17 protein-coding genes are annotated in these 22183 nt (G+C 42.6%); 3 read left to right on the top strand and 14 right to left on the bottom strand.

Translation table 11 applies throughout. The features are described from left to right. Nucleotides 1-23: 23 nt before the first annotated feature. On the bottom strand, nt 24-464 hold the full coding sequence (gene fabZ / locus IGJ05_RS02800) for a 3-hydroxyacyl-ACP dehydratase FabZ (protein WP_005226178.1): 441 nt from the start codon (nt 462-464) through the stop codon (nt 24-26). A 206-nt stretch (nt 465-670) separates the two neighbouring features. Here fabZ and fabI point away from each other — a divergent pair, with 206 nt between their 5' ends. Beyond that, nucleotides 671-1426, top strand: coding sequence for an enoyl-ACP reductase FabI (gene fabI, locus IGJ05_RS02795; RefSeq protein ID WP_005226179.1), 756 nt, complete (start codon nt 671-673; stop codon nt 1424-1426). Nucleotides 1427-1573: 147 nt separating this feature from the next. After that, nucleotides 1574-2491 (top strand): mechanosensitive ion channel family protein, encoded by a 918-nt coding sequence (locus IGJ05_RS02790; RefSeq protein ID WP_010748414.1) that lies wholly within the window; start codon nt 1574-1576, stop codon nt 2489-2491. 35 nt (nt 2492-2526) lie between these two features. Here IGJ05_RS02790 and cbpB read toward each other — a convergent pair whose 3' ends face one another. The 8 genes from cbpB to IGJ05_RS02750 form a co-directional block, all read right to left on the bottom strand. Continuing rightward, nucleotides 2527-3030, bottom strand: a complete 504-nt coding sequence (cbpB, locus tag IGJ05_RS02785) for a cyclic-di-AMP-binding protein CbpB (protein ID WP_010748415.1) — start codon at nt 3028-3030, stop codon at nt 2527-2529. 109 nt (nt 3031-3139) lie between these two features. Next, nucleotides 3140-3652 (bottom strand): metallophosphoesterase, encoded by a 513-nt coding sequence (locus IGJ05_RS02780; RefSeq protein ID WP_005226182.1) that lies wholly within the window; start codon nt 3650-3652, stop codon nt 3140-3142. Continuing rightward, nucleotides 3649-5001, bottom strand: coding sequence for a ribonuclease PH (gene rph, locus IGJ05_RS02775; RefSeq protein WP_010748416.1), 1353 nt, complete (start codon nt 4999-5001; stop codon nt 3649-3651). The genes IGJ05_RS02780 and rph overlap by 4 nt, the downstream gene beginning before the upstream one ends. Next, complete coding sequence (gene racE / locus IGJ05_RS02770; protein WP_010748417.1) at nt 5002-5817, bottom strand: glutamate racemase; 816 nt, start codon at nt 5815-5817, stop codon at nt 5002-5004. Between the two features lie 230 nt (nt 5818-6047). Continuing rightward, nucleotides 6048-6704, bottom strand: a complete 657-nt coding sequence (locus IGJ05_RS02765; protein WP_005226185.1) for an amino acid ABC transporter permease — start codon at nt 6702-6704, stop codon at nt 6048-6050. Between the two features lie 17 nt (nt 6705-6721). Then, entirely contained in the window at nt 6722-7369 is a 648-nt protein-coding gene (locus IGJ05_RS02760) for an amino acid ABC transporter permease (RefSeq protein WP_005226186.1), read from the bottom strand. A gap of 11 nt (nt 7370-7380) precedes the next feature. After that, nucleotides 7381-8190: a transporter substrate-binding domain-containing protein gene (locus tag IGJ05_RS02755; RefSeq protein ID WP_005226187.1), complete on the bottom strand. Its 810-nt coding sequence runs from the start codon at nt 8188-8190 to the stop codon at nt 7381-7383. Nucleotides 8191-8208: 18 nt separating this feature from the next. Further along, complete coding sequence (locus IGJ05_RS02750) at nt 8209-8946, bottom strand: amino acid ABC transporter ATP-binding protein (protein ID WP_005226188.1); 738 nt, start codon at nt 8944-8946, stop codon at nt 8209-8211. A gap of 267 nt (nt 8947-9213) precedes the next feature. Here IGJ05_RS02750 and trpS point away from each other — a divergent pair, with 267 nt between their 5' ends. Next, complete coding sequence (gene trpS, locus IGJ05_RS02745; protein WP_005236112.1) at nt 9214-10221, top strand: tryptophan--tRNA ligase; 1008 nt, start codon at nt 9214-9216, stop codon at nt 10219-10221. 402 nt (nt 10222-10623) lie between these two features. On the opposite strand, the gene pheT is transcribed toward trpS, so the two are convergent. The 5 genes from pheT to IGJ05_RS02720 form a co-directional block, all read right to left on the bottom strand. Next, entirely contained in the window at nt 10624-13044 is a 2421-nt protein-coding gene (gene pheT, locus IGJ05_RS02740; RefSeq protein ID WP_266167254.1) for a phenylalanine--tRNA ligase subunit beta, read from the bottom strand. After that, nucleotides 13045-14091, bottom strand: coding sequence for a phenylalanine--tRNA ligase subunit alpha (pheS, locus tag IGJ05_RS02735; protein WP_266167253.1), 1047 nt, complete (start codon nt 14089-14091; stop codon nt 13045-13047). 352 nt (nt 14092-14443) lie between these two features. Then, the gene (locus IGJ05_RS02730; RefSeq protein WP_005226192.1) at nt 14444-14764 is read right to left on the bottom strand and encodes a winged helix-turn-helix transcriptional regulator; all 321 of its coding nucleotides are present in this window, start codon (nt 14762-14764) and stop codon (nt 14444-14446) included. Nucleotides 14765-14831: 67 nt separating this feature from the next. After that, on the bottom strand, nt 14832-18509 hold the full coding sequence (gene addA, locus IGJ05_RS02725) for a helicase-exonuclease AddAB subunit AddA (RefSeq protein ID WP_317726431.1): 3678 nt from the start codon (nt 18507-18509) through the stop codon (nt 14832-14834). Further along, nucleotides 18502-22119, bottom strand: coding sequence for a PD-(D/E)XK nuclease family protein (locus IGJ05_RS02720; RefSeq protein WP_317719789.1), 3618 nt, complete (start codon nt 22117-22119; stop codon nt 18502-18504). Before IGJ05_RS02720 ends, addA begins: the two co-directional genes overlap by 8 nt. Nucleotides 22120-22183: the final 64 nt, after the last annotated feature.

Genomic DNA, 22183 nt, shown 5'->3' with positions numbered 1-22183 from the left:
TCGGGAATTTCAGCGGTTTTCTTTTATTTTTGGTCGCCAACGATAAAGGTGAATTCGCATTCCGCAGCTTTTTTGCCGTCCACTGTAGCGACCGCATCAGCAGTTCCTACAGAGCCTTTGATTTTAGTGATCTCGAAAACAAGTTTCATGGTATCTCCCGGAACAACTTTTTGACGGAATTTGGCTTTGTTGATGCCGCCGATATACGCCGTTCTACCTTGGAATTCCTCGGATTTCAAGATCAGGATCGATCCTGCTTGTGCCAATGTTTCTAAAATCAAGGCACCTGGCATTACTGGATTTCCTGGGAAATGTCCTTGGAAAAAGTCTTCGTTGATGGTGACATTTTTCGTTGCGATAATCTTTTTGCCAGACTCGATTTCATCGACGTAATCAATATATATAATTGGGTAGCGATTTGGAATCAAATCCATGACTTCTGTTTCAGTCAATAGTTTTTTCATGGTTTCCCTTCCTTGCTTAAGAATTTATTATAGTTTGATTATCAAAGTATCATAGTTCAGCGAAATTCGCAACTAAATATTTATTAAGAAAAAAATAGTTTGACAATCAAACAATTATGCTTAATAATTAGAAATCAAGATAGTTTGATTTACTATTTGTCATTATACGTATTTTATTATTGTTGAATTTATTAAGGAGTGGAATTATGAGTTTTTTAACCGGTAAAAAAGTTGTCGTCATGGGCGTTGCTAACAAACGCAGTATCGCTTGGGGCTGTGCACAAGCATTAAAAGCACAAGGAGCCGAAGTGATCTACACGTATCAAAACGACCGCATGAAAAAGCCTTTAGAGCGCTTATTGGAATCTGATGAATTTGTAGTGGAATGTGACGTCGCCAATGACGAAAGCATTGCTTCCGCCTTTGAAACGATCAAAGAATATGCAGGTGAGATCCACGGTGTTGTCCATGCCGTTGCTTATGCCAATAAAGAAGATCTATCTGGCGATATTTTAAATATTTCTCGTGACGGTTATGCTTTGGCGCAAGACATCAGCAGTTATTCATTGATTGCCGTCACCAAATATGCCAAACCAATCTTAGCTGAAAATGCTGGAATCGTTACCCTTTCCTACTTAGGTGCCGAACGGGCAGTACCGAACTACAATATGATGGGGATTGCAAAAGCCGCTTTAGAATCAAGCGTTCGCTATTTAGCTGCCGAACTTTCACCGCAAAAAATCCGCGTCAATGCGATTTCAGCTGGTGCCATCAAGACGCTGGCAGTAACTGGTGTAAAAGACTATCAAAAACTGATCCAATTGTCAGAGGATCGAACACCTGATCATATTGGTGTGACGATTGAAGAAGTGGGCAATACTTGTGCCTTCTTGATCAGTCCATTATCAAGCGGGATTATCGGCGAAGTGATTTTCGTTGATAAAGGCGTTCATTTATCTTAATCAATGATTGTCATAGAAAAGTCTGCTATTTGCCTCTCCGTTGGCTAAGCAGGCTTTTTCTGAAAAAAACAGATATTTCAGAAAACCTCCTTTGCATTTCTATTTTATCTTCGTTAAAATAGATGCAGTAAGACTTGGAGGGATTTTATGAAACAACTGCTAATTGCAGCTAGCACGACCGATTCAAGTGGTTCCAGCATTACCGAACCAGCAGCTGCTCAGCTCAATGCATTACAAAAATGGTGGGCATCGATCGACTGGGAATCGATCATTGGCCTACTGATCCAAAAAGCACTGATGCTGCTTTTTTTGTGTATCTTATTCGGAATTTTATTAAAAATAAGCAACATGATCATTGACCGGATCTATCGGTCCTATGAAAAAAAAGCCACCTTCAATGTGAGTCGAATCAACACGATCCATACCCTGATCCGCAATACGGTTCATTACACATTAGGCTTCTTTTTTGTCTATGCACTCCTTTCAACCATCGGCGTACCTGTAGGCTCGCTACTAGCCGGTGCCGGAGTCGTCGGTGTCGCCCTCGGTCTCGGTGCCCAAGGCTTTATGAATGACTTGATTACTGGCTTCTTTATTATTACCGAACAACAAATCAACGTTGGTGATTACGTCCGCTTGACCAATCTGACGCTTGAGGGTACGGTGACGGCCGTCGGTATTCGGACTGTTCAATTAAAATCCGTTGATGGAACCGTTCATTATATCCCAAATCGTAACATCACAACCATCAGTAATACATCAAGAGCCAATATGCAAGTCGTGGTAGACGTACGTATCCTACCATCTGAAGGCTTAGATGAAATACGTGCCATCATTGAAGAAGTCAATGAACAGATTGCTCAGCAGCACGAAGAAGAGATTCAAACGGCCCCTACGGTCTTCGGTCTGGTGGATCTAGGAAACAACAACTTTGCAATTCGCACGACCATGTATGTGACCAACGGTACGCAATGGAAAATCAAAGAGGAATTTTTGGCCGCATCGATTGATGCATTAACTGCCAAAGGCTATACGATCCCCAATGCGCCGATCGTCGGTATTTAAAAAAAGGTTATCCCGAAACTGGGATAACCTTTTTTCTATACCACATGCAGTTCATCTGTCATCTTTGGGGCATCTTCTTTCGAAATCAGCAAATAGCGTCTTTCGATTTCATGCGCCAAATGATTGACGGATTTTAAAATCTCTTTGCGGGTGATAATCCCAACAAAGACATTGTCATCATCAACGATCGGCAAGAATGCTTGATCCACTAACAGATGCAGCATACTTTCCAACTCATCGTTTTCTTTGATGCAATTCACATTGACTTCCATGACATCTGCCACAGCCAGCCCTTCAATATTTTCCATACTGAAGCCAGTGAGATCCATCATTCGTTCTACGATGTTTGAGAGGCTGATTAAGCCGACTAAATGGTCCTCACTATCTAGTACTGGGATCTTTGAATAGCCCACTTTTGATAAAACAAGCAATGCGTGACTCAAAGGGTGGTTATAAAATACCGATGCCACATTCTCTGCCGGCACCAAGAAATTTTCTTGATTCTCGAGTAATATTTTTTCTACGGTCTGTCCTATCAATCTAATTGCCTCCATTTCACAGCTACTCTTCTATTTTACTTGAAAATGAGAATAGAAAGTAGAAACCTGCAAAATTATAATGAAATTTTTACTTTTTGATTCCGCTTACTTAACGTGTGAAAACGAAAGCTAGCTCTGGGACTTTATGAAAGGAACGATCATAGTATTGGATTGCCCATTGTTCTGGTGTACTTTCAATAATCGCAAAACTTTTGATTTGGATTTGCCCTCGCGGTTGAGAAATACTGCCAGGATTCAAGAAAAGTCGATTCCCGACTTTCTCACAAGCAATTTGATGCGTATGACCAAACAAAGCGATCGAAGCATCTGCTTGTTGCGCTTTTAAGCCTAATTTGGTTACGCCAAAACGAACATCCGCCAAATGGCCATGGGTCATATAGATGGTATCCAGTGGCGTTTTAACGATACGTTCATTCGGAAAACCACCACCGTAATCGCAATTGCCACAAACGACTTGGAATGTTTCCCATAAAGGATCCGTTTCAGGAAGTTCTGAATCCCCACAGTGAAGGAACAAATCGACTTGATTTTCGAATTCATTTTTAAGATCAACAAGAATCTCACGATCTGAATGATTGTCACTGACAACTAAGTATTTCATACATTTTCTCCTTCTAACCACTCCCGCCACTGTTCCTGCAGTTTTTTGATTGCTAGACCACGGTGGCTCACTCGGTTCTTCTCTTCTTGACTCATTTGGGCTGCACTTTGCTCTGAACCATCAGGAATAAACAATGGATCGTAGCCGAACCCATTTTCTCCACGAGGGATGCGGCCGATTCTCCCCGGCCATTGAGCTTCAACCACCAAACTCTCTTTTCCTGGTGCTGCGAAAACTAACGTACAGTGAAATTGGGCACTGCGTTTGTCATCTTCGACATCCGTCAATTCATAGAGCAATTTTGCATTATTGGCAGCGTCACTTTTTTGCTCACCAGCAAATCGAGCAGAGTACACCCCTGGTCGTCCCCCTAGTGCATCGACTTTCAGTCCTGAGTCATCAGCTAACACCGGTCTTCCCAAAATTCTGGCGATGGTTTCCGCTTTAAGGCGGGCATTTTCTTCAAAGGTGGTGCCGGTTTCTTCAACATCTGGTAAGGAAGGATAGTCTTTTAAGGTACGGACATCGTAACCTGCTGCGCCAAATACGGCTTTAAATTCCTTGGCTTTTCCTGGATTGCCTGTAGCAATGACGATCGTTTTTTCGGGAATCTCATAAGGGGGTTCATCTGGTAAAAACAGTGCCTCTTTTTGATAGGCGATCAATTCTTCGATAGCTGTTTTTCCGTAGATCAGCATCTCATTCAACTGCTGACCATCAAAGGTCGCTTCTTCCCCAGTTCCTTGCAATTCGACAAATCGACCAGATTCCGTCATCACCAAATTCATGTCAACAGCAGCTGAAGAATCTTCTTGATAATCGAGATCGGTCACACAGGTGCCATCTGGTAAGATCCCGACACTAATTGCTGCCAAATGCTCCTTGATTGGATCTTCCGTCAACGCTTTGTCACGCAACAAGGTATCGATAGCTAAACGCAACGCGACAAATGCGCCGGTAATACTAGCTGTTCGGGTACCGCCATCTGCTTGAACGACATCACAATCGACCACGATACTGCGCTCCCCTAATTTTTCTAAATCGACTACTGCCCGCAAGGAACGAGCGATCAGCCGTTGGATCTCCATCGTCCGACCAGAAAGCTTGCCTTTGGCACTTTCTCGACGATTACGAGTGTTGGTCGCTCGTGGGAGCATACTGTATTCGGCTGTGACCCAGCCTTTTCCCGTATCTCGTAAAAACGGAGGGACCCGCTCTTCAATCGTTGCCGAACAGATCACGGTTGTGTCACCAAAAGAGATCACAACCGATCCTTCGGGGTGTTTGTAGACGTTGGTTTGAATTTTAACTGGTCTTAACATTGTTTCTTTTCTGCCATCATGTCGCATTTAAAAGCCTCCTAAATCAGTGTGAATCGATGAGATCGTGTCTAAATCAAGCCAATCATTGGCAATCTCATCAAACATTTTCGGTGAACCAGTAGTAAAAAATGCATGTTGCGGATGCGGATCGTCCTGACTCGTTGCAGCAATGGAAAAATAGTCCAACAAGGTACTGACTTCCCCCACCGTTTCTGCCCCTGAATCAATCAGCTGGATATGAGCGCCCAATTCATTTTGGATCAAAGGACGCAATAAAGGATAATGGGTACAACCCAAAATCACTGTATCTAGCCGTTTGTTTTTCAATGGACGCAACGTTTCTGCCACGATTTTCTTGGCGACCGAGCTATGGTATTGTTTGCTTTCTACGATCGGCACAAACTTCGGGCAAGCCAAACTGACGACGGACGCATGGGGCGCTTTGCCATGAAGCGCGCGCTTGTAAGAGTCACTTTTGATCGTTCCGTTTGTCCCGATGACACCGATTCGTTGGTTTTTGCTTGCTTTGACTGCTGCTCGACTGCCAGGCAGGATCACGCCGATCACTGGGATCGTTAGTTGTTCTTTGATTTCTTCAAGGGCGACCGCTGTCGCTGTATTACAAGCGATCACCAACATTTTAATATTTTTTTCTAATAAAAAACGGGTCATTTGCCACGTATACTCGATGACTTGCTCAGCAGGTCTCGGACCATACGGGCATCTGGCTGTATCTCCCAGATAAAGAATCGATTCGTTGGGTAATTGCTTGATTGCTTCTTTGACGACCGTCAACCCACCAACACCAGAATCGATAAAACCAATTGGTCTGTTGTTTGTCATAGTTTCCATCCTTTACATGAAAGAAAGAGTTTGGTGCATTTTTCTCTCTTATTCATTTTGGACTTTTTTTGACTATTTTTCAAGTATTCCTTTCGTTTGCTAAAAAAGCATTCCCAAAAAGCACGAAACGGTCAAAAAGAAAAAAGCCCCCACGATTGGCTTACACCCCACAAGTTGCACTTGCATGGGTAAAAGACCGATCGTGGGGATGTTTTTGTTGATTATTCTTTTTAGTAATCGTACTGACGTTTTTCCAAAAAGCCAGAAAGCAATGACAAGGCATAACAAACCAAAAAGTATAAAACAGTCATTGCCAAAAACATAGGCAAAACATAGTTTGTATTTTGGCCATAAATGATTCGAGCATGATGAGTCAGCTCTGGTAAAGAAATAATCACAGCTAATGACGTATCTTTGATCAAAGAGATCAACTGACTGACGATCGCTGGCAGCATCGCTTTAAATGCCTGCGGCACGACGATGCTCCGCAATACTTCGACATAGCTTAGCCCTGTAGATAAACCAGCCTCCATCTGTCCTTTTGGCACAGAATTCAAACCAGCACGAAAGATTTCAGAAAGCATCGCTGATTCAAAAATCGTCAACGCTACAACCGCTGACCAAAAAATATTAAAGCGGATACCGATCTGCGGCAATGCAAAGTAAGTGAAAAAGATGATCAAGAGCAAAGGCAAGTTACGAATAACATCGATCACGACACCTAATACTTTAGAAAAGACTGGGATCGAGCTGAAGCGCAAAATGCCGGCGATCCCTCCGATAATAAAGCTAAATAAAATCGATAGGATCGACACTTCAACTGTTACCCGCAAGCCATCGATCAAGAAGCGAATGTTAATCGCTGAAAAAGCTTCAAAAAAGTCCATAGTTCGTTAGCTCCTTTCTATGAGCGGACAGCCCAACGCCGTTCCAAGTAAACCATCAAATAAGACAATGGTAGGGTAATGATCAAATAGAAAAGACCAACAATGATATACGTATCAAATGTATTGAAGGTCTCACTTGCGATCAAATCGCCTTGATACATAATATCTAATCCTGCAACCATCGCCAAAATTGATGAATTTTTGACAAGATTGATAAATTGATTGCCTAACGGCGGTACGACGATCTTAAATGCTTGAGGCAAAATAATGTAGCGCATCGCTTGGCTGTAAGTAAAACCAGAAGACAAGGAAGCTTCCATCTGGCCTTTAGGGACCGTTTGAATTCCTGAACGGATCGTCTCAGCGATAAATGCCGAAGTATAGATCGTTAAGCCGATCGTTCCTGCTTGAAAGCCGTCAAAAGAAACCCAATACATTGGCACAACGACATAAAAGAACATCACGATGATCAATAAGGGAATATTTCTAAAAAACTCAACATACGCTTTGGCAATCCCTTTGATGAGGCGATTGTCTGACAACTGAAAAATTGCCATTAAGGTTCCGATCAAAAGACTAAAAAACAGTGCGATCAAACTCGCCATGACTGTGTATTTAAAGCCTTCAATAAACTGACCGGTATACGTTTGAAATAATTCAACCATTCAGTTTCCTCCTACTCTACTTTTCCTGATTCGTCTTCAGGGAACCACTTGTTGTAAATCTCATCATAGGTTCCATCTTCACGCATTTCCCGCAACGCTTGATTCACTGCATCAAGAAACGGCTTTTGTCCTTTATTGATAGCAATACCATAAGGTTCTTCTGTAAAAGTTTCGCCAACTAAATGGTAATTGGGATTTTCACTCGCCATCCCTAATAAGATCGCATTATCCGTGGTCATAGCATCCCCTTGACCAGATTGTAAAGCGGTAAAGGCTTCCGCATAATTCTCAAGTTCCAAAATTTGCGCTTCTGGTGCTGCTTCACGAATGTTCACAGCGGAAGTAGAGCCTTTCACGACCAATACAGTGGTATCTGCGGTCAAATCTTCAATCCCTTGAATAGGGCTGTCTTTGGCAACTAATAACGATTGGCCTGCATCAAAGTAGACATCGGAAAAATCGACCTGTTTTTTACGTTCTTCCGTGATAGTCATCGTGGCGATGATTGCATCGATGTTGCCGTTTTTCAAAAGAGGAATCCGAGTTTTTGAGGTTACTTCAACAAAGATGGCATTGCCATCACGACCTAAAATTTTCTCAGTGATTGCACGAGCGATATCAATATCGAATCCTCGTACTTCTCTGGTTGCGATATCCATTAATCCAAAAAGACGGGTATCGTTTTTTACGCCCCAAACGATCTGATTCGTCTCTTTGCTGTTTTCTAAAATATCGATCTCTGCGGCACTTTGTCCTTTACAACCTGAGAAAGTCACAAGGGCAAAGGCTAAGACTAGAAAGGAAAATATTTTCTTTCTCATAAGGGTTCCTCCTATTGCTTAATGATTGCTGACTTTGCTCAAGAATTGTTTTGCACGTTCGTCTCTTGGTGCATCAAAGAATCCATCGACATCGCGCCGATCCTCTAGGACTTGTCCTTCCGCCATAAAAACGATTCGATCTGCTACTTCACGGGCAAAGCTCATTTCATGGGTAACAACGATCATGGACATGCCTTCACTGGCAATTTTTTTCATGACATCCAAGACATCACCAATCATTTCTGGATCCAATGCTGACGTTGGCTCATCAAAAAGCAGCATTTCTGGTTTCATCGCAAGCCCTCTGGCAATTGCGACCCGCTGCTGTTGTCCGCCAGATAACATGGAAGGATAGGAATCCTTTTTATCTAACATCCCTACCCGATCAAGAAGCTTTTCCGCCAAATTGATGGCTTCTTGCTCATTTTGTTTTAATACTTTGATCGGTGCCAACGTAATGTTTTCTAACACGGTTTTATTTGGATACAAATTGAAATGTTGAAACACCATGCCGATGTTTTTTCTAATTTCTGTCATTTTGACATCTTTGTCAAACAAGTTCTTGCCATTGACCAATAATTGACCACCTGAAATGGTTTCTAGACCATTAATCGTACGGAGCATTGTACTTTTACCAGATCCTGAAGGTCCGATAACAACAACGACCTCACCTTTTTCAAATTCAAGGTTGATGTTTTTTAATGCATGGAACTTTCCGTAATATTTCTCTACGTTCTTAAATTCGATCATTGCCATTGATTCACACTCCTAGCTTTTTTTAAAATTAAATGAGTAATTGGAAAGATTTGATTCATATTATAGCTCAATCTTTTTTCATTTGTAAAGGTGCTTTTCCAATGTTCCCCCCTTATTTCTGAAAAGACAAGTGCTATTTTACTTTGATGTGAGGTTTTTGTCCATGAAAATTTTTCTCACCCCATCAGATCACAAGGAGAACCGGTTGTTTCTTTTGCTAAAAAAAGGTAAGATAAACCATATAACAAAGGAAAAGGTGGAATAAAAGTGAATACGATTTTAACTGGCGACCGCCCAACTGGCAAATTGCATCTTGGCCATTATGTGGGGTCTTTAAAAAAACGGGTCGAAATGCAAGCTGACCCTGAAAATCAGCTTTATATTATGGTCGCTGACATGCAGGCACTAACAGATAACGCGAAAACACCTGAGAAGGTCTCAGCGAATATTCTAGAAGTTGCTTTGGATTATTTAGCCGTTGGATTGGATCCAGCAAAAACAACGATGTTTATTCAATCGCAAATCCCTCAGCTCTCTGAATTGACGATGTATTATCTCAATCTAGTCAGTGTTGCTCGAGTACGACGAAATCCAACCGTTAAAGCCGAAATTGAACAAAAAAAATTTGGCGAAGGCGTACCTTCAGGGTTCTTCATCTACCCTGTCTCTCAAGCAGCGGATATCACCGCTTTTAAAGCAAATTTAGTCCCCGTTGGAGAAGATCAAAAACCAATGCTGGAACAAACGCAAGAAATCGTGCATAGTTTTAATTCTACGTATAGTGAAGTATTAGTCGAACCAAAAGCGGTTTTACCGCCAAAAGGCATGGGACGTTTAGCGGGAATCGATGGGAACGGGAAAATGAGCAAATCACTGAACAATGGTATTTACTTAGCTGATCCAGCCGATGTATTACAAAAGAAAGTGATGAGCATGTATACGGACCCAAATCACATTCATGTCAACGATCCTGGACAAGTTGAAGGCAATATGGTCTTTACGTATCTTGATGTATTTGGCACTGAAAAAGAAAAAATTGCTGAATTAAAAGAACATTACACTCGGGGTGGATTAGGCGATGTCAAAATCAAACGTTATTTGATCGATGTTTTAGAAGCCGAATTTGCACCGATTCGTGAACGCCGTGAAGCTTTTGCAAAAGATCCCGGTGAAGTGATGAACTTATTAAAACTTGGTAGTGAAAAAGCAGAACAAGTTGCCGCCCAAACGTTAGCTGAAGTCAAAAATGCAATGGGCATCAATTACTTTGCCTAAAAAAACAAGCCTTTACGGCTTGTTTTTTTGTTTACAAATCGGAATGAATTCTTTCATACAAATCCTATGTGTCAACTCTGTGTCAGATTTCACAAGAACCCTTCCTCCCCAGACTGACACTTTGTGTAATTTGATTTGATGCTGTTTCTTGCACAAAAACTAAGAGAGCTGTCCTAAAAAATATCTTCATAAAATGTGGATTAGAAAATGCATTTTTTCAGCCTTGCCAGTGTTTAAAAAAGTTTGTACCAAAAAAACTGGATTGCCTTCTATAGAGAAATCTTTTACGGCTTTCACTCAACTCCTCACATTCTTGTGTCATCTGAGCATCTATTATAATAGTAGAAAACGTTCCCCACCCAACTTCTTTGTATGGTGGAGAACGTTTTTCTACTTATTTGATTAGCGGATTTCTGCTTGAACTTTTTCTTCTAAGTTACGAGTAATTTTCGCTATTGCTTGATTGATCTCTTCATCCGTCAGGGTAGCTTCTGGATTGCTAAAGGTCAGGCTGTACCCTAATGATTTTTTGCCTGCTTCGATGTTTTTCCCTTGATAAACATCGAATAAACGAATCGCACTTAAGAAGCGACCTGCACTTTCGCGAATGATCTCCATCACGGACTGGTTATCGATCGTTTCATCAAGCAAGAGTGCCATATCTCGCGTTACTGATGGGAACTTAGAAACTGGTTGATAGACCAATTGTTCTGTTTTCGCTGCTAACAGTTGATCTAAGTTCAATTCAGCAACATAGGTTTCACTCACTTCATAATCTTTGGCGATCGATGGGTGGACTTGTCCCAAGAAGCCGATTTCTTGGTCATCTAGCAAGATCATTGCCGTACGGCCAGGATGCATCTCTTTGAGGGCTGCCGTTTTTTGATAACGAATACGGTCGGTTAATGCCAACGAATCAAATAGATTTTCTAAAATGCCTTTCAAATGGAAGAAATCAACTTTTTGAGCTTGGGTTTGCCAGTCTTTCTCATGGATATTTCCTGTCAAAGCTAGCCCTAAGTGATTGACTTCTGTTGGCAGCTCGTGCTTACTGTCGCCTGTTTGATAGAAGACGCGACCAATTTCATACAAAGCAACACGATTGTTTTTACGTGCCAAATTGTACGCAACGTCGTCTAACAAGCCTGAAATCAGATTCAAGCGCAAGACGGCACGCTCTTCGGTCATTGGCCAATCCAATCGAGTCACTTGGCTCGATTTATCCGTAAATTGTTGTGCCTTCTCTTCAGTGGTCAAAGCATAGCTGATGGCTTCACTGACCCCGTTGCCTTCCAATAGCGTCCGAACTTCTCTAGTCAGACGTTGCGCTTTGGTTAGATGACCGGCAACCGTTTCTCCTTGCGGTAAAGTCGATGGCAAACGATCATAACCGTAAATACGCGCCACTTCTTCAATGATATCTGCTTCGATCGTAATATCCCAACGACGAGGTGGGACAGAAACAATATAGCTGTCTGCTTCTTGACGATGACCAAAGCCTAATGTATCAAAGATTTCTTGCACTTCTTCATCAGTGATTTCTGTGCCTAAATAGCTATTGATTCGAGCTAAAGTGATTGTAACCTCCACAGGTTCTACAGCTACTTGGGAACCTTTTACTGCCCCTTTTAAGACCGTTCCGCCAGCAAGTTCTGCAATCAGTGCTGCTGCTGCATCACAAGCTTTTGCAACCGTTGCTTGGTTGATCCCTTTTTCAAAACGAGCAGAGGACTCACTTCTTAAATTGAATTTCTTTGAGGTTAAACGAATCGCTAATGGATCGAACAACGCCGCTTCTAAAGCGACTGTGGTCGTTGTTTCCGTGATTTCAGAATCAAGCCCTCCCATGACGCCTGCGAGCGCAACGGGTGTCGTTCCGTTGGTGATAACGATGTCTTCTGATGAAAGCTGACGTGTTTCTCCATCTAAGGTTACCAGGCTTTCATTTTCTTTGCCGCGACGTACCAGTATTTCCTTGCTGTCTAGCTTTTGATAATCAAAAGCATGCAATGGTTGGCCAAATAATAGCAAGATATAATTTGTCACGTCCACAACATTGTTGATTGGACGAATGCCTTCATTCATCAAGCGATTTTGCAGCCATTGTGGACTTGGGGCGATCGTTACACCATCAATGATTCGAATTTGGTAAGCGGGTGCATCGGTTGCTTCCGTGACCTTCACCTGAATTTTATCGGCAGCAGCTACTTCACTTTCATTAAGCGCAATTTCAGGAAACTTCGGTGTTTGCCGATAGATGGCACCGACTTCATAAGCAACCCCCCGCATGCTCAACGCATCCGCACGGTTCGGTGTGATCGATAATTCGATAATGTGATCATCCATATCGAGATAAGGAAAAACCGGTGTTCCTACTTCTGCTTCTGCTGGTAAATAATAGATTCCTTCTGCGTATTCCTTGGGGATTACACTATCAGCATACCCTAGTTCTTGCAATGAACAAATCATGCCGTTCGAAACTTCTCCCCGCATCTTGCCCTTTTTGATTTTTACATTGCCTGCGATTCGAGAGCCTGGTAATGCCACGATGACTTTGATGCCATTTTTGACATTTGGTGCTCCACAAACGATTTGCGTGTCTTCTTCCTCACCAATATTTACTTGGCAAATCGATAGATGATCAGAATCTGGATGTGGTCGGCAGTCGGTCACTTCTCCGACAACGATTTTTTTTAAACCCTCTTCAGGCACGTCAATACCTTCGACTTCGATCCCCGTCACTGACATTTTGTCCGCCAGCTCTTTTGGTGTGATCTCAGACAGATCAAGGTATTCATTTAACCATTTGTACGATACTAACATTTATTGTTCCCCCTTGAACTGGCGAATGAAACGCACATCATTTTGATAGAATTGGCGAATGTCGTTTACGCCGTAGCGCAGCATTGCCACTCGATCAGGACCTAAACCAAAAGCAAATCCTGAATATTGGGTTGGATCGATCCCTGACATTTCTAAGACGTTAGGATGCACCATTCCAGCACCGAGGATCTCGATCCAGCCAGTTTGTTTACAAACGTTACAACCCGCACCACCGCACTTGAAGCAGCTGACATCGACTTCGACCGATGGTTCTGTGAAAGGGAAATAGCTTGGTCGCAAGCGAATTTGGCGATCTTCACCAAACATTTTTTGCATCATGACTTCTAAAGTTCCTTTTAAGTCACCCATCGTAATATTTTTATCGATCACCAATCCTTCAATTTGATGGAATTGGTGGCTATGGGTCGCATCATCTGTGTCACGACGGAAAACTTTCCCTGGTGAGATCATCCGCAGCGGCCCTTTAGAAAAATCATGAGTTTCCATTGTTCGCGCTTGCACTGGTGACGTATGGGTCCGAATCAGCACTTCCTCTGAAATATAAAAAGTATCCTGCATGTCTCTGGCTGGATGATCTTTTGGCAGATTCATCCGTTCGAAGTTGTAATGATCTTTTTCCACTTCGTAGCCTTCGACTACTTGGTAACCCATACCAACAAAGATATCTTCGATTTCTTCCATGATTTGCGTTAGCACATGGCGTGTTCCTCGGTCCATCTGTTTACCAGGCAAAGTCACGTCGATGGATTCTTCAGCAAGGGCTTTTTCCAAGTTTGCTGCTTCGATAGACGTCTTGGCTTCTTCGATCGCTTCTGTCAAGATATCACGAATCTCGTTGGCATAGCTCCCCACCTTCGGCCGTTCTTCCGCAGAAAGATCTTTCATCCCCCGTAGAACTTCAGTAATGGGACCTTTTTTTCCAAGCACTTCCACTCGAATCTGATTCAAGTCATTCATGGTTGGACTTTCTTTGATTTTAAGCAATGTCGTTTCCTTCAATGCTTCTAATTTTTCTTGTAAAGACATGTGTTTCCTCCTTCTATACAGTGAATAGTGTAAAAAACGATTTGACTGGAAAAAGTGACGATCTTTTGATAAAAAGACAAAAAAAGACGTCATCCCTTAAAAAAGGAACGACGTCTCGTGTTACCATCCTCATTCGCGGAAAGTTCCGCGCACTCACTTCGGCTAACGACAGCAACACTGCCGACTGATTGTTCTCAGCAAGCTCCAGAAGTGAAATTCATTTTTCGAATACAGGACTTGCTTTCAGTCTGTGACAAGTCTCCCTTTTTCTGATCCAGCCAAATTACTAGTTTCTATCAACGCTTTTTTTACTATTCATTTAAGCTTAGTTTACCTAATTTCCGTTGAGAAATCAACTGCATTCTTCCTCACGTACCCAGGTTTCTGCCCAACGCTTCACACTCATCATACTCTTTTCAAGAGCAATACCTCTTGGCGTCAAGCAGTAAAGATTGTTTTCTTTGCAGACAATTTCTTCCCGCTCTAATTCTTTCAAGCGTTCGACTAACACCCGATCACTCACTTGAGGAATCTTGTTTGCTAACTCAACAAATCTTTGTTTGCCGTCTTCAAGAAGGACATCAATGATCAAGCCGTTCCACTTTTTGCCTAAAATAGAAAAAGCTTTTTCAAATTTAGGACAAAGGGCATAATCCGATTCTACTTTTATCATTCTCCATCACCTCTTTTACCTATTATAGCATATGACTTACGAAATGTAAGAAACTAGGATCGATCAGCTAGAATGCCACGATCATCTTAGGTTTTAACAGCACTAAATAGGTCTGTTTCACTGGTTTGTTCAATGCTTTCTCCAATGCTTGGCAATAGAGTTTTAATTGACCATAATATCGTTCGCGCATTTTCTGTTCAATCTGAGCCTGACTGCCGAACACATCATCCGTTTTAAAGTCATACAAAATGATTTCATCCGCCAATTCAATATAGCCGTCAATAATACCATGGATCAAAAGCGGCGCATCTGGTTCGTCAAACCCTTCAAAGATCGTATCGGCCTCTTTTAGCATCGAAAACGGCTGCTCCCGCTTCACCACATCAGAGAATTGGTTCAGCAGTTCACCTAGTTCAGTTTGATAAAACCATAAAATACTCGATCGGTCAATTTTTTTGGCGATTTCTTCAGAAAAAAATTGCTTTTTCACGAGTTCAGCAATCAGGAGCGCCAAAGTATCTTGTGTTGGCTTCATTCCTAAGGGGATCATTTGCAAAACCGTATGTGTTGCGGTTCCGATACTGCTGGCGAGAGGCTTCGTTTCTTGCAGAAATTTGGGTTTCGCCAATTCATCTTGTACGTAGCGATATTGCTGAGGATTCGTCTTCTCGGAAACCGACCGCCATTCCAACAAAGTGGTCTGTTGATCATCAGGATCGTTATAGAGTCTTTTCAATTCTGAAACAGATTGATAACTAGTCGTTTGGGTCGCTTTTTGATAAGGATAGCGATAGGCTAGGCGTTTCAAAAGATCATCGATATTGCTATCTGGCGCAATCAATCGTTTAGGCTCCTCGACTGGCGCAAGCGTCTCTTGGACTTCTTGCGTGATCGTTTCTTGATTCCACCATGACAGACGAAAATGAGCAGGATGATCGATCGTTCGCTTGCGCTCTGACGCTTCGGAGAATACTGCTTCCATATCTGGATGGCGCATCAAGGTCCGTCCGACCCAATCCATCAAGCTCCCCCGAGCAACAAGGCGCAACGCTGGATCAAGAACCATCTCGGATTGTGTCAAGCCAGATTGCCACGTCTTAAAGGCATCCGCTTGATTTTTATAGGAGCCTACTAAGAAAAGCTTCTGCTCTGCTCGTGTCAATGCTACGTATAATTTTCGCATCTCTTCTGACAAGGCTTTTTTCAAACGAACTTGCTTGATGGCTTGAAACGGCAGTGTTTCAAATTTAAGGTTTTCTGCGGGTTCCACATATTGGATTCCAGCCCCCAGCTGTTCTTCAAAGATATAGCGTTTTTGAAAATCTTGGTAATTAAAGAATTTTGTTGTATCCAATAAGAAGACTACAGGAAATTCCAAACCTTTACTTGCATGGACGGTCATCACACGAACCGCATCTTCTACTGGTGTAGCTAATGGCTCTGCCAAGTCCTTGTTTTTTTCTTGCATCTTTTCGATGAAGCGAATGAATTGGTACAACCCACGGAAACTGCTCTTTTCGTATTTCTCCGCTCTGTGGACCAATGCCGCTAAATTGGCATAGCGCTGCTGACCTGCAGGCAGTCCCACGACATAATCCAAATAGGCAGTATCTTCATAGATTTGCCAAAGCAAGGTTGGGATTGGTAATCGTCGTGCTTCCTCTCGCCATTGTTCCAGTTTTGTTAAAAATCCATCCACCGTTTGCCACAAGGGTGACGCTTCTTGTTGCCCATGGTAATCCAATACTGCATCGTAGTAGTCGCTGGAACGATTCGCTAAACGGATCTCAGCCAATTGATCTTCTGTTAGGCCGACGATTGGCGAACGCAAAGCGGCCACAAGTGGGATATCTTGGTACGGGTTATCAATGATCTGCAGCAAAGAAACGACGGTTTGGATCTCCGTTGCCTGAAAATAGTTTTGAGCATCATTGACCGCCATCGGAATCCCAAACTGCTTAAAGACATCTAAAATGACAAGATTGTTTTTACGTGTGGGGGTCAATAAGACGATGTCATTGTAAGTGATTGGTCGATTTGTTTTGGCTTTTTTGTCATAGATCATGAAGTTTGATTCAATCAACTCTCGAATCTTCAAGGCAGTGATCTGCATTTCACCTTCTGTTTTGTCATCGATCAATTGTTCTTCGGATTCATGCTCTTTTTCATATAACAAGAGCTCTGTGGCAAAGGCCTCGCTTTCTGGAAAATCAGGAAAACCGGTAATCAAGGCTGCCGCCTCATCGTAAGGGATTTGTCCAACCCTTTCATCCATCAGTTGTTGAAAAACTAGATTCGTAAAATCCAATACATCGGAACGAGAACGGAAATTTTCTGCTAAGACGATTCTTCGCCCACCATTCTCTGTTTCAAATGCCAAGTATTTTTCGATAAATAGCGTCGGATCTGCTAGTCGAAACGAATAGATCGACTGCTTCACATCCCCCACCATAAACATATTGCCAGGGTTATGATCGACTTGTCTGACCCAATATAAAATTGCCTCTTGCAGCCGATTGACGTCTTGGTATTCATCGACTAAAACTTCTTCAAAGCGATCACGATAATAGGTCGATGCCTCACTTCCACTGCCATCTCCTTGTAAAATCTGCAAGGTGAAATGTTCCAAATCATTAAAGTCTAAACGGCCTTTTGAAAGCTTTCTTTCTTGAAATGCTTTCATAAATGCTTCGGTCATCGCTGCCATTTTTTCAACGACAGGTGCTGATCGATGAAGCAGCTCCATCATTTCAGCTGGTGGATACGGGAAGGTGGCTTTCAATTGCTCGACCAATTTTTTCGCATCATCGCGTAAGGGCTTGATTTCTTGGGACAATTCCTTTTGTTCTGGTTTGCGAAAAGCTGGGTAACGACCAAAACGCAATGTTTGGATCTGCTCATAGAAGCCATCGACATCGTCTGCATCCAGCAGAGCCTTTAAGGTTTCCACCATGCCCAATTCGGTATCGATCAACTGTGCCGCTTTTTCCATCGCTTCATCAGAACGGGCATAGTCTTGCGCCGCCTGCAGCAAATGCGCCGCTGTCTTCAAATTTTCTTGCAAACTCGGTTTGATTTGCGATTGATACAGGATATTTTCAGCAAAGGTTTCTTTGCCGATATAGTGATCACTTAGATGGGCTAACCAGTTGACTGGATCTGGATTGGCTCGGGCAAAGTCATAAAGAGACAGGATCAGATCCCCGACGCCTTCATCAGAACGATCACTTGAAAAATTTTCCGTCAAACGAAAGAAGGCTTCATCATTGGCTTCATATTGTTGATCTCTCAGCTGTGTCCAGATTTCTTCTTTCATCAATAAAATTTCGGTTTCATCGGTCATCATGCGGAAATTGGGATCTAAATCGATCAAATAATAAAAACGCCGAATCACAGTTAAACAAAACGCATGCAAGGTAGAAATGTTAGCTGTCGGCAACAGCTGCAGCTGACGAACGAAGTGCTGGCGCTTTTGCTCGTCACTTTCTTGATTGATGGCCTGTTGCAATGCCACTTGAATCCGTTCTTTCATTTCTCGAGCAGCTGCTTCGGTAAAGGTTACGATCAGTAAAGAATCGATCGTCGTTCCTGCTTTTAGCTTTTCGATCACTCGCCGAACCAAAACGGTGGTTTTGCCTGAACCCGCTGAAGCGGAAACGAGGATATTATCCCCTTTATCAAAAATGGCTTGCCATTGGGTATCCGTAAAGGTTTCATTTTGCGGTTTTAAAGGGATCTTACTCATCTTCTTCCTCCCTTAAGCGATGGATAATCTCATCTTTAGATAAGTTTTCTAAACGGTGGTACTCATTTTCTTTCAACAATACATCAAAGTCACAGATGCTGCGAAACGGACAAAATTCACACGCCCGTTTTTTGTCTTTTATTTTATAAGACGGGTTTAAGGCGATTTCACCGCTCAACAGCTTCTCACCGCTTTGCTGCATGTTTTTACGATTGTGTTTTCTTAACAGTTCAAGCTCTTCTTCTGTATAAAACTTGTTTTTCGCCTGCGTTGTTTTTTGATAATTGCCGTTTTTGTCTTTTCGAACAGGAAATATCGGTGAATTTTTGCTGGCTTCAACATCCTCATCTAGCAACGGGAAAACAGCCGGTTCGTCAATAAACAACCCGTCATACTTGAAACGTTTTAAACGTTCTTCTTCACTGGCTTCTTGTCCGTCCAAAAGCGGATTATGCACATGCAGATAATAAGCCCCCGCTGGTCGCACATTTGGCGAACCAACCAGTTGGACAGCATCCGTCAATGCGACATCGAGATAGGTGATCAACTGCATCGCAAGTCCGTAGTATGCTTCAGAAAGGTCAAAATCTCGGCTGCTAGATTTATAGTCAACAACAGAAAGCCATTGTTCTTCTTCCGTTTTTGCCGTATCGACACGATCGATCTTCCCCCGCACATGCAGTTTCCCGCCAGAACTTAATGGCAATTCGATCCCATTGATCCCATTTGAGCCAGCGATCTGACCGAATAGCACCTCCGTCTTTTCAGGACTAAAATGCATTTTTTGTCCTTGTTTCGCTAATGCCCACGCTACTCGCTGAATCGTCTTGCCTAATTGATACCGAATAAAATTCATCCGAGCAGAGCTCGTCAGTAAGCGATAACGGCTTTCGCCAAAAATTTCCTGCAAAACGACTTCCACAAATTGCACGCGTTGGTCAGCAGTTAACTGGGTCAAGGAAATATTTTCAGCAATCAGGACTTTGACAAAGCGGTCCAACGCATCATGGAAAAACTCACCGGTCATTGCTGGATTTAAGCCATAAACTTCCCGTTCTTTTAACCGTAATCCGTAGCTGACGAAATACTTGTATTCACACTGATAGAACGTCTCCATCTGAGAAATGGAACTGTAGATCGACGGTCCATATAGTGCCGCAGCTTGTGCTTGAGACAAAGGAATCGGAATATTTTGATGAGTTTGGCTTTCAAATACTTGGGCAGCTAAATCTGTCCATTCCGAACGCAGCAGTGCTTGTTTCAGCTGCTCCCAAACCCTAGGCAAATTCTCTTTGTTTTTTTGCGCTTGCTGACTGAGGTTATTGATTTGATAGATCAGGCCACGGTAACTGCCGACATAGTTTCTTGGATCGCTGACTAGCGTCAATATTCCTCGCTCTTGCAGTGGGACATCCAAACGTTTGACCACGCGATCTAAATAAGGCGACATTTTGATGTTTTGCTGGGTATCAAAATTAACGGCATAGGACAGTGATAAGTGTTCCGTTGCTGAAAGCAAGACAGAATAAAAGGCAAATGGCTCTTTGACACTGCCTTCCACCACTGTATCTCTAAGGTATTTTTCACCATTGAACAACTGATTGAAATGCTGACGTTCTTCATTCGTCAACAACGTTTTGTTCTCTATTTTTCTTGGTAACGCCGTTTCATTCAATCCCGGTGCAAATGTGATCTTTGCTTGCTTTGGACGTGCCAGATCAAGGCGATTGATGTTGACTTGGTCGATCGCTGTTGGGATCTTCCCGAATGTGACATTTTCTAAGCCAGTCAATAAGACATCCTCAAAGAGCGCAAAATCAAAGGACTCTTCCCCATAGATCGCAGCATATTCATCCAGCAAATCCATCAAGGCTTGCCATGCTTGTTCATGATTACGGGCTTGATCCAACTTCCCTTGCTGGATCGCTTGATCTCGCCAATGCCGCAGTTGTTCTTCAACACCGGCATTCAGTAAAAAGCGATACAGCAGTTCGACCGCATCGCGGTTCGTTCTAGCAGCTGTCAGCCAGTCAAGAGTATCAGCAACATCTTGTTTAAAGGCCCTGCGCAACTGGTTGGTATACGCTGTCAAATCCACTTTATCCGTCTGCTCTTCTTCCGATTGTAAATACTCGATCAGTTCCCAATCTTCGTTTCTCGTCCAACTCGCTCCTTGGAAATCATGAGCCAACGCTTTGTTCTCGGTAATATCCACCAACTTACGAAACTGGTCACGCCCAACGAGCCAATCTGCTTCGGAGCGATAGGCTGCCGGTAAGTAAAGTTCTGTTCTAAGCAACCGTAAAATATCATTTAAGCGAAAGCCATAGGATTGACAAGCAAAAAAAGCATTCAAAAACTCAACCAATGGATGTTGCGCCATCATCTGCTCTTCATCGATATAAAAAGGAATCTCAAACTCAGTAAAAATTTTAGGGATATATTGATGATAGATTTCTGGTTCAGCGATCAATAATTGGATCTCTCGGTATCGTAATGCTGGGTACCGTTTCTTATCGCTCATCATCCCACGGATCGACGCTGCAATCTGACGGATCTCTTCTTCTGGATTCCCAACTTTCCAAACTGCCAGAAAGTCCTTCACAGAGGACTGTTGCTGATAGTTGACTTGTGACTGGGTCTGCCGCCAAAATGTTTCAATTTCATTATACGCCTGTTGCATCGATCCCTTCGCTTCCTTGTCTACCTTTTGGTTGACCGAAAGTTTCTGATCCAAATAAATCGGCACTTGATTTTCTCGGGCAAAACTGATCAATTGATAATAGGTTCGCCCTGCTTCATAAAACAAATTTAACGGTGAAGGCAGCTCTTGTGGATACCCACGATCCAGAAAAAGATCAATAATGACATGACTTTTTTTCATCAACACTTGAATCAGCTGCTGTTCCTGTGTTGAAAAAGCGGAAAACCCACTGATAATAAATAAGGCATGGGAAAGATCTGGTGCTTTGTTCATTGACACCGCGTTAGGCATTGCTTGCTCCACTGGAGAATCATCCAGCAAGGAACCTTCAAGAAAGCGTGTCAACAAGGTGATCGGTTGTTCGACTTGTAATGCACGCTCCAGAAGTTCTTGTTCAAATCGTTGAAATATTTTCGCTAATTCACTGTATTTTTTCTCCTCGTCTTGGGTTGTGCTTGGTGCAGCACCACCTGCCAATAAATCTTCGATCCCCAATCGACTTGTATGCATTTCTTGATAGAACGCCAACAATTGCTGGATAAAACCCGCTTTGTTGATCTCACCACGGTATAAGACGAGTTCTTCTTCTAGTTCCAAAAGCAGCTTACGCATGATCATGGAGGCACCATTTTCAGTGATGGCATTTTGAGAAAGCAACCCGGTTTGCTGCAGATAAAACCAAGCCAAACGGTGAAAACTATACACTTGCGCGCGAATAGAAGCAAAATCTTCTACGCGATCCTCTTTCAGTAATTGAAGGATCTCGCGCTCTCGTTCAAATTTGTTGTAGTTAGGTACCAGAAAAAATACTTCTTGATGGTCTTTTTCTAACCAACTTTTTGCATTTTCTATCACTGCTTGATCATGACGACAACGGCCATCGCCAAGGATAAATCGTAAACTCATGAAAGGACTCCTTCTCTCCATCGTCTTTTAAAAAAAACACTAAAAATCAGCGACACGCTTCTTC

Source organism: Enterococcus sp. AZ167 (genome assembly GCF_051714025.1).
GTDB classification, from domain to species: Bacteria; Bacillota; Bacilli; order Lactobacillales; family Enterococcaceae; genus Enterococcus_D; species Enterococcus_D casseliflavus.
The sequence above is the reverse complement of the archived record's forward strand: the minus strand, read 5'-3'. Positions and strand labels throughout refer to the sequence as shown.

Excerpts from the sequence above, each read along its gene's own strand:
- fabZ (WP_005226178.1), bottom strand. The coding sequence starts at position 464 with ATGAAAAAACTATTGACTGAAACAGAAGTCATGGATTTGATTCCAAAT.
- fabI (WP_005226179.1), top strand. The coding sequence starts at position 671 with ATGAGTTTTTTAACCGGTAAAAAAGTTGTCGTCATGGGCGTTGCTAAC.
- IGJ05_RS02790 (WP_010748414.1), top strand. The coding sequence starts at position 1,574 with ATGAAACAACTGCTAATTGCAGCTAGCACGACCGATTCAAGTGGTTCC.
- IGJ05_RS02780 (WP_005226182.1), bottom strand. The coding sequence starts at position 3,652 with ATGAAATACTTAGTTGTCAGTGACAATCATTCAGATCGTGAGATTCTT.
- rph (WP_010748416.1), bottom strand. The coding sequence starts at position 5,001 with ATGCGACATGATGGCAGAAAAGAAACAATGTTAAGACCAGTTAAAATT.
- racE (WP_010748417.1), bottom strand. The coding sequence starts at position 5,817 with ATGACAAACAACAGACCAATTGGTTTTATCGATTCTGGTGTTGGTGGG.
- IGJ05_RS02765 (WP_005226185.1), bottom strand. The coding sequence starts at position 6,704 with ATGGACTTTTTTGAAGCTTTTTCAGCGATTAACATTCGCTTCTTGATC.
- IGJ05_RS02760 (WP_005226186.1), bottom strand. The coding sequence starts at position 7,369 with ATGGTTGAATTATTTCAAACGTATACCGGTCAGTTTATTGAAGGCTTT.
- IGJ05_RS02755 (WP_005226187.1), bottom strand. The coding sequence starts at position 8,190 with ATGAGAAAGAAAATATTTTCCTTTCTAGTCTTAGCCTTTGCCCTTGTG.
- IGJ05_RS02750 (WP_005226188.1), bottom strand. The coding sequence starts at position 8,946 with ATGGCAATGATCGAATTTAAGAACGTAGAGAAATATTACGGAAAGTTC.
- pheT (WP_266167254.1), bottom strand. The coding sequence starts at position 13,044 with ATGTTAGTATCGTACAAATGGTTAAATGAATACCTTGATCTGTCTGAG.
- pheS (WP_266167253.1), bottom strand. The coding sequence starts at position 14,091 with ATGTCTTTACAAGAAAAATTAGAAGCATTGAAGGAAACGACATTGCTT.
- IGJ05_RS02730 (WP_005226192.1), bottom strand. The coding sequence starts at position 14,764 with ATGATAAAAGTAGAATCGGATTATGCCCTTTGTCCTAAATTTGAAAAA.
- addA (WP_317726431.1), bottom strand. The coding sequence starts at position 18,509 with ATGAGTAAGATCCCTTTAAAACCGCAAAATGAAACCTTTACGGATACC.
- IGJ05_RS02720 (WP_317719789.1), bottom strand. The coding sequence starts at position 22,119 with ATGAGTTTACGATTTATCCTTGGCGATGGCCGTTGTCGTCATGATCAA.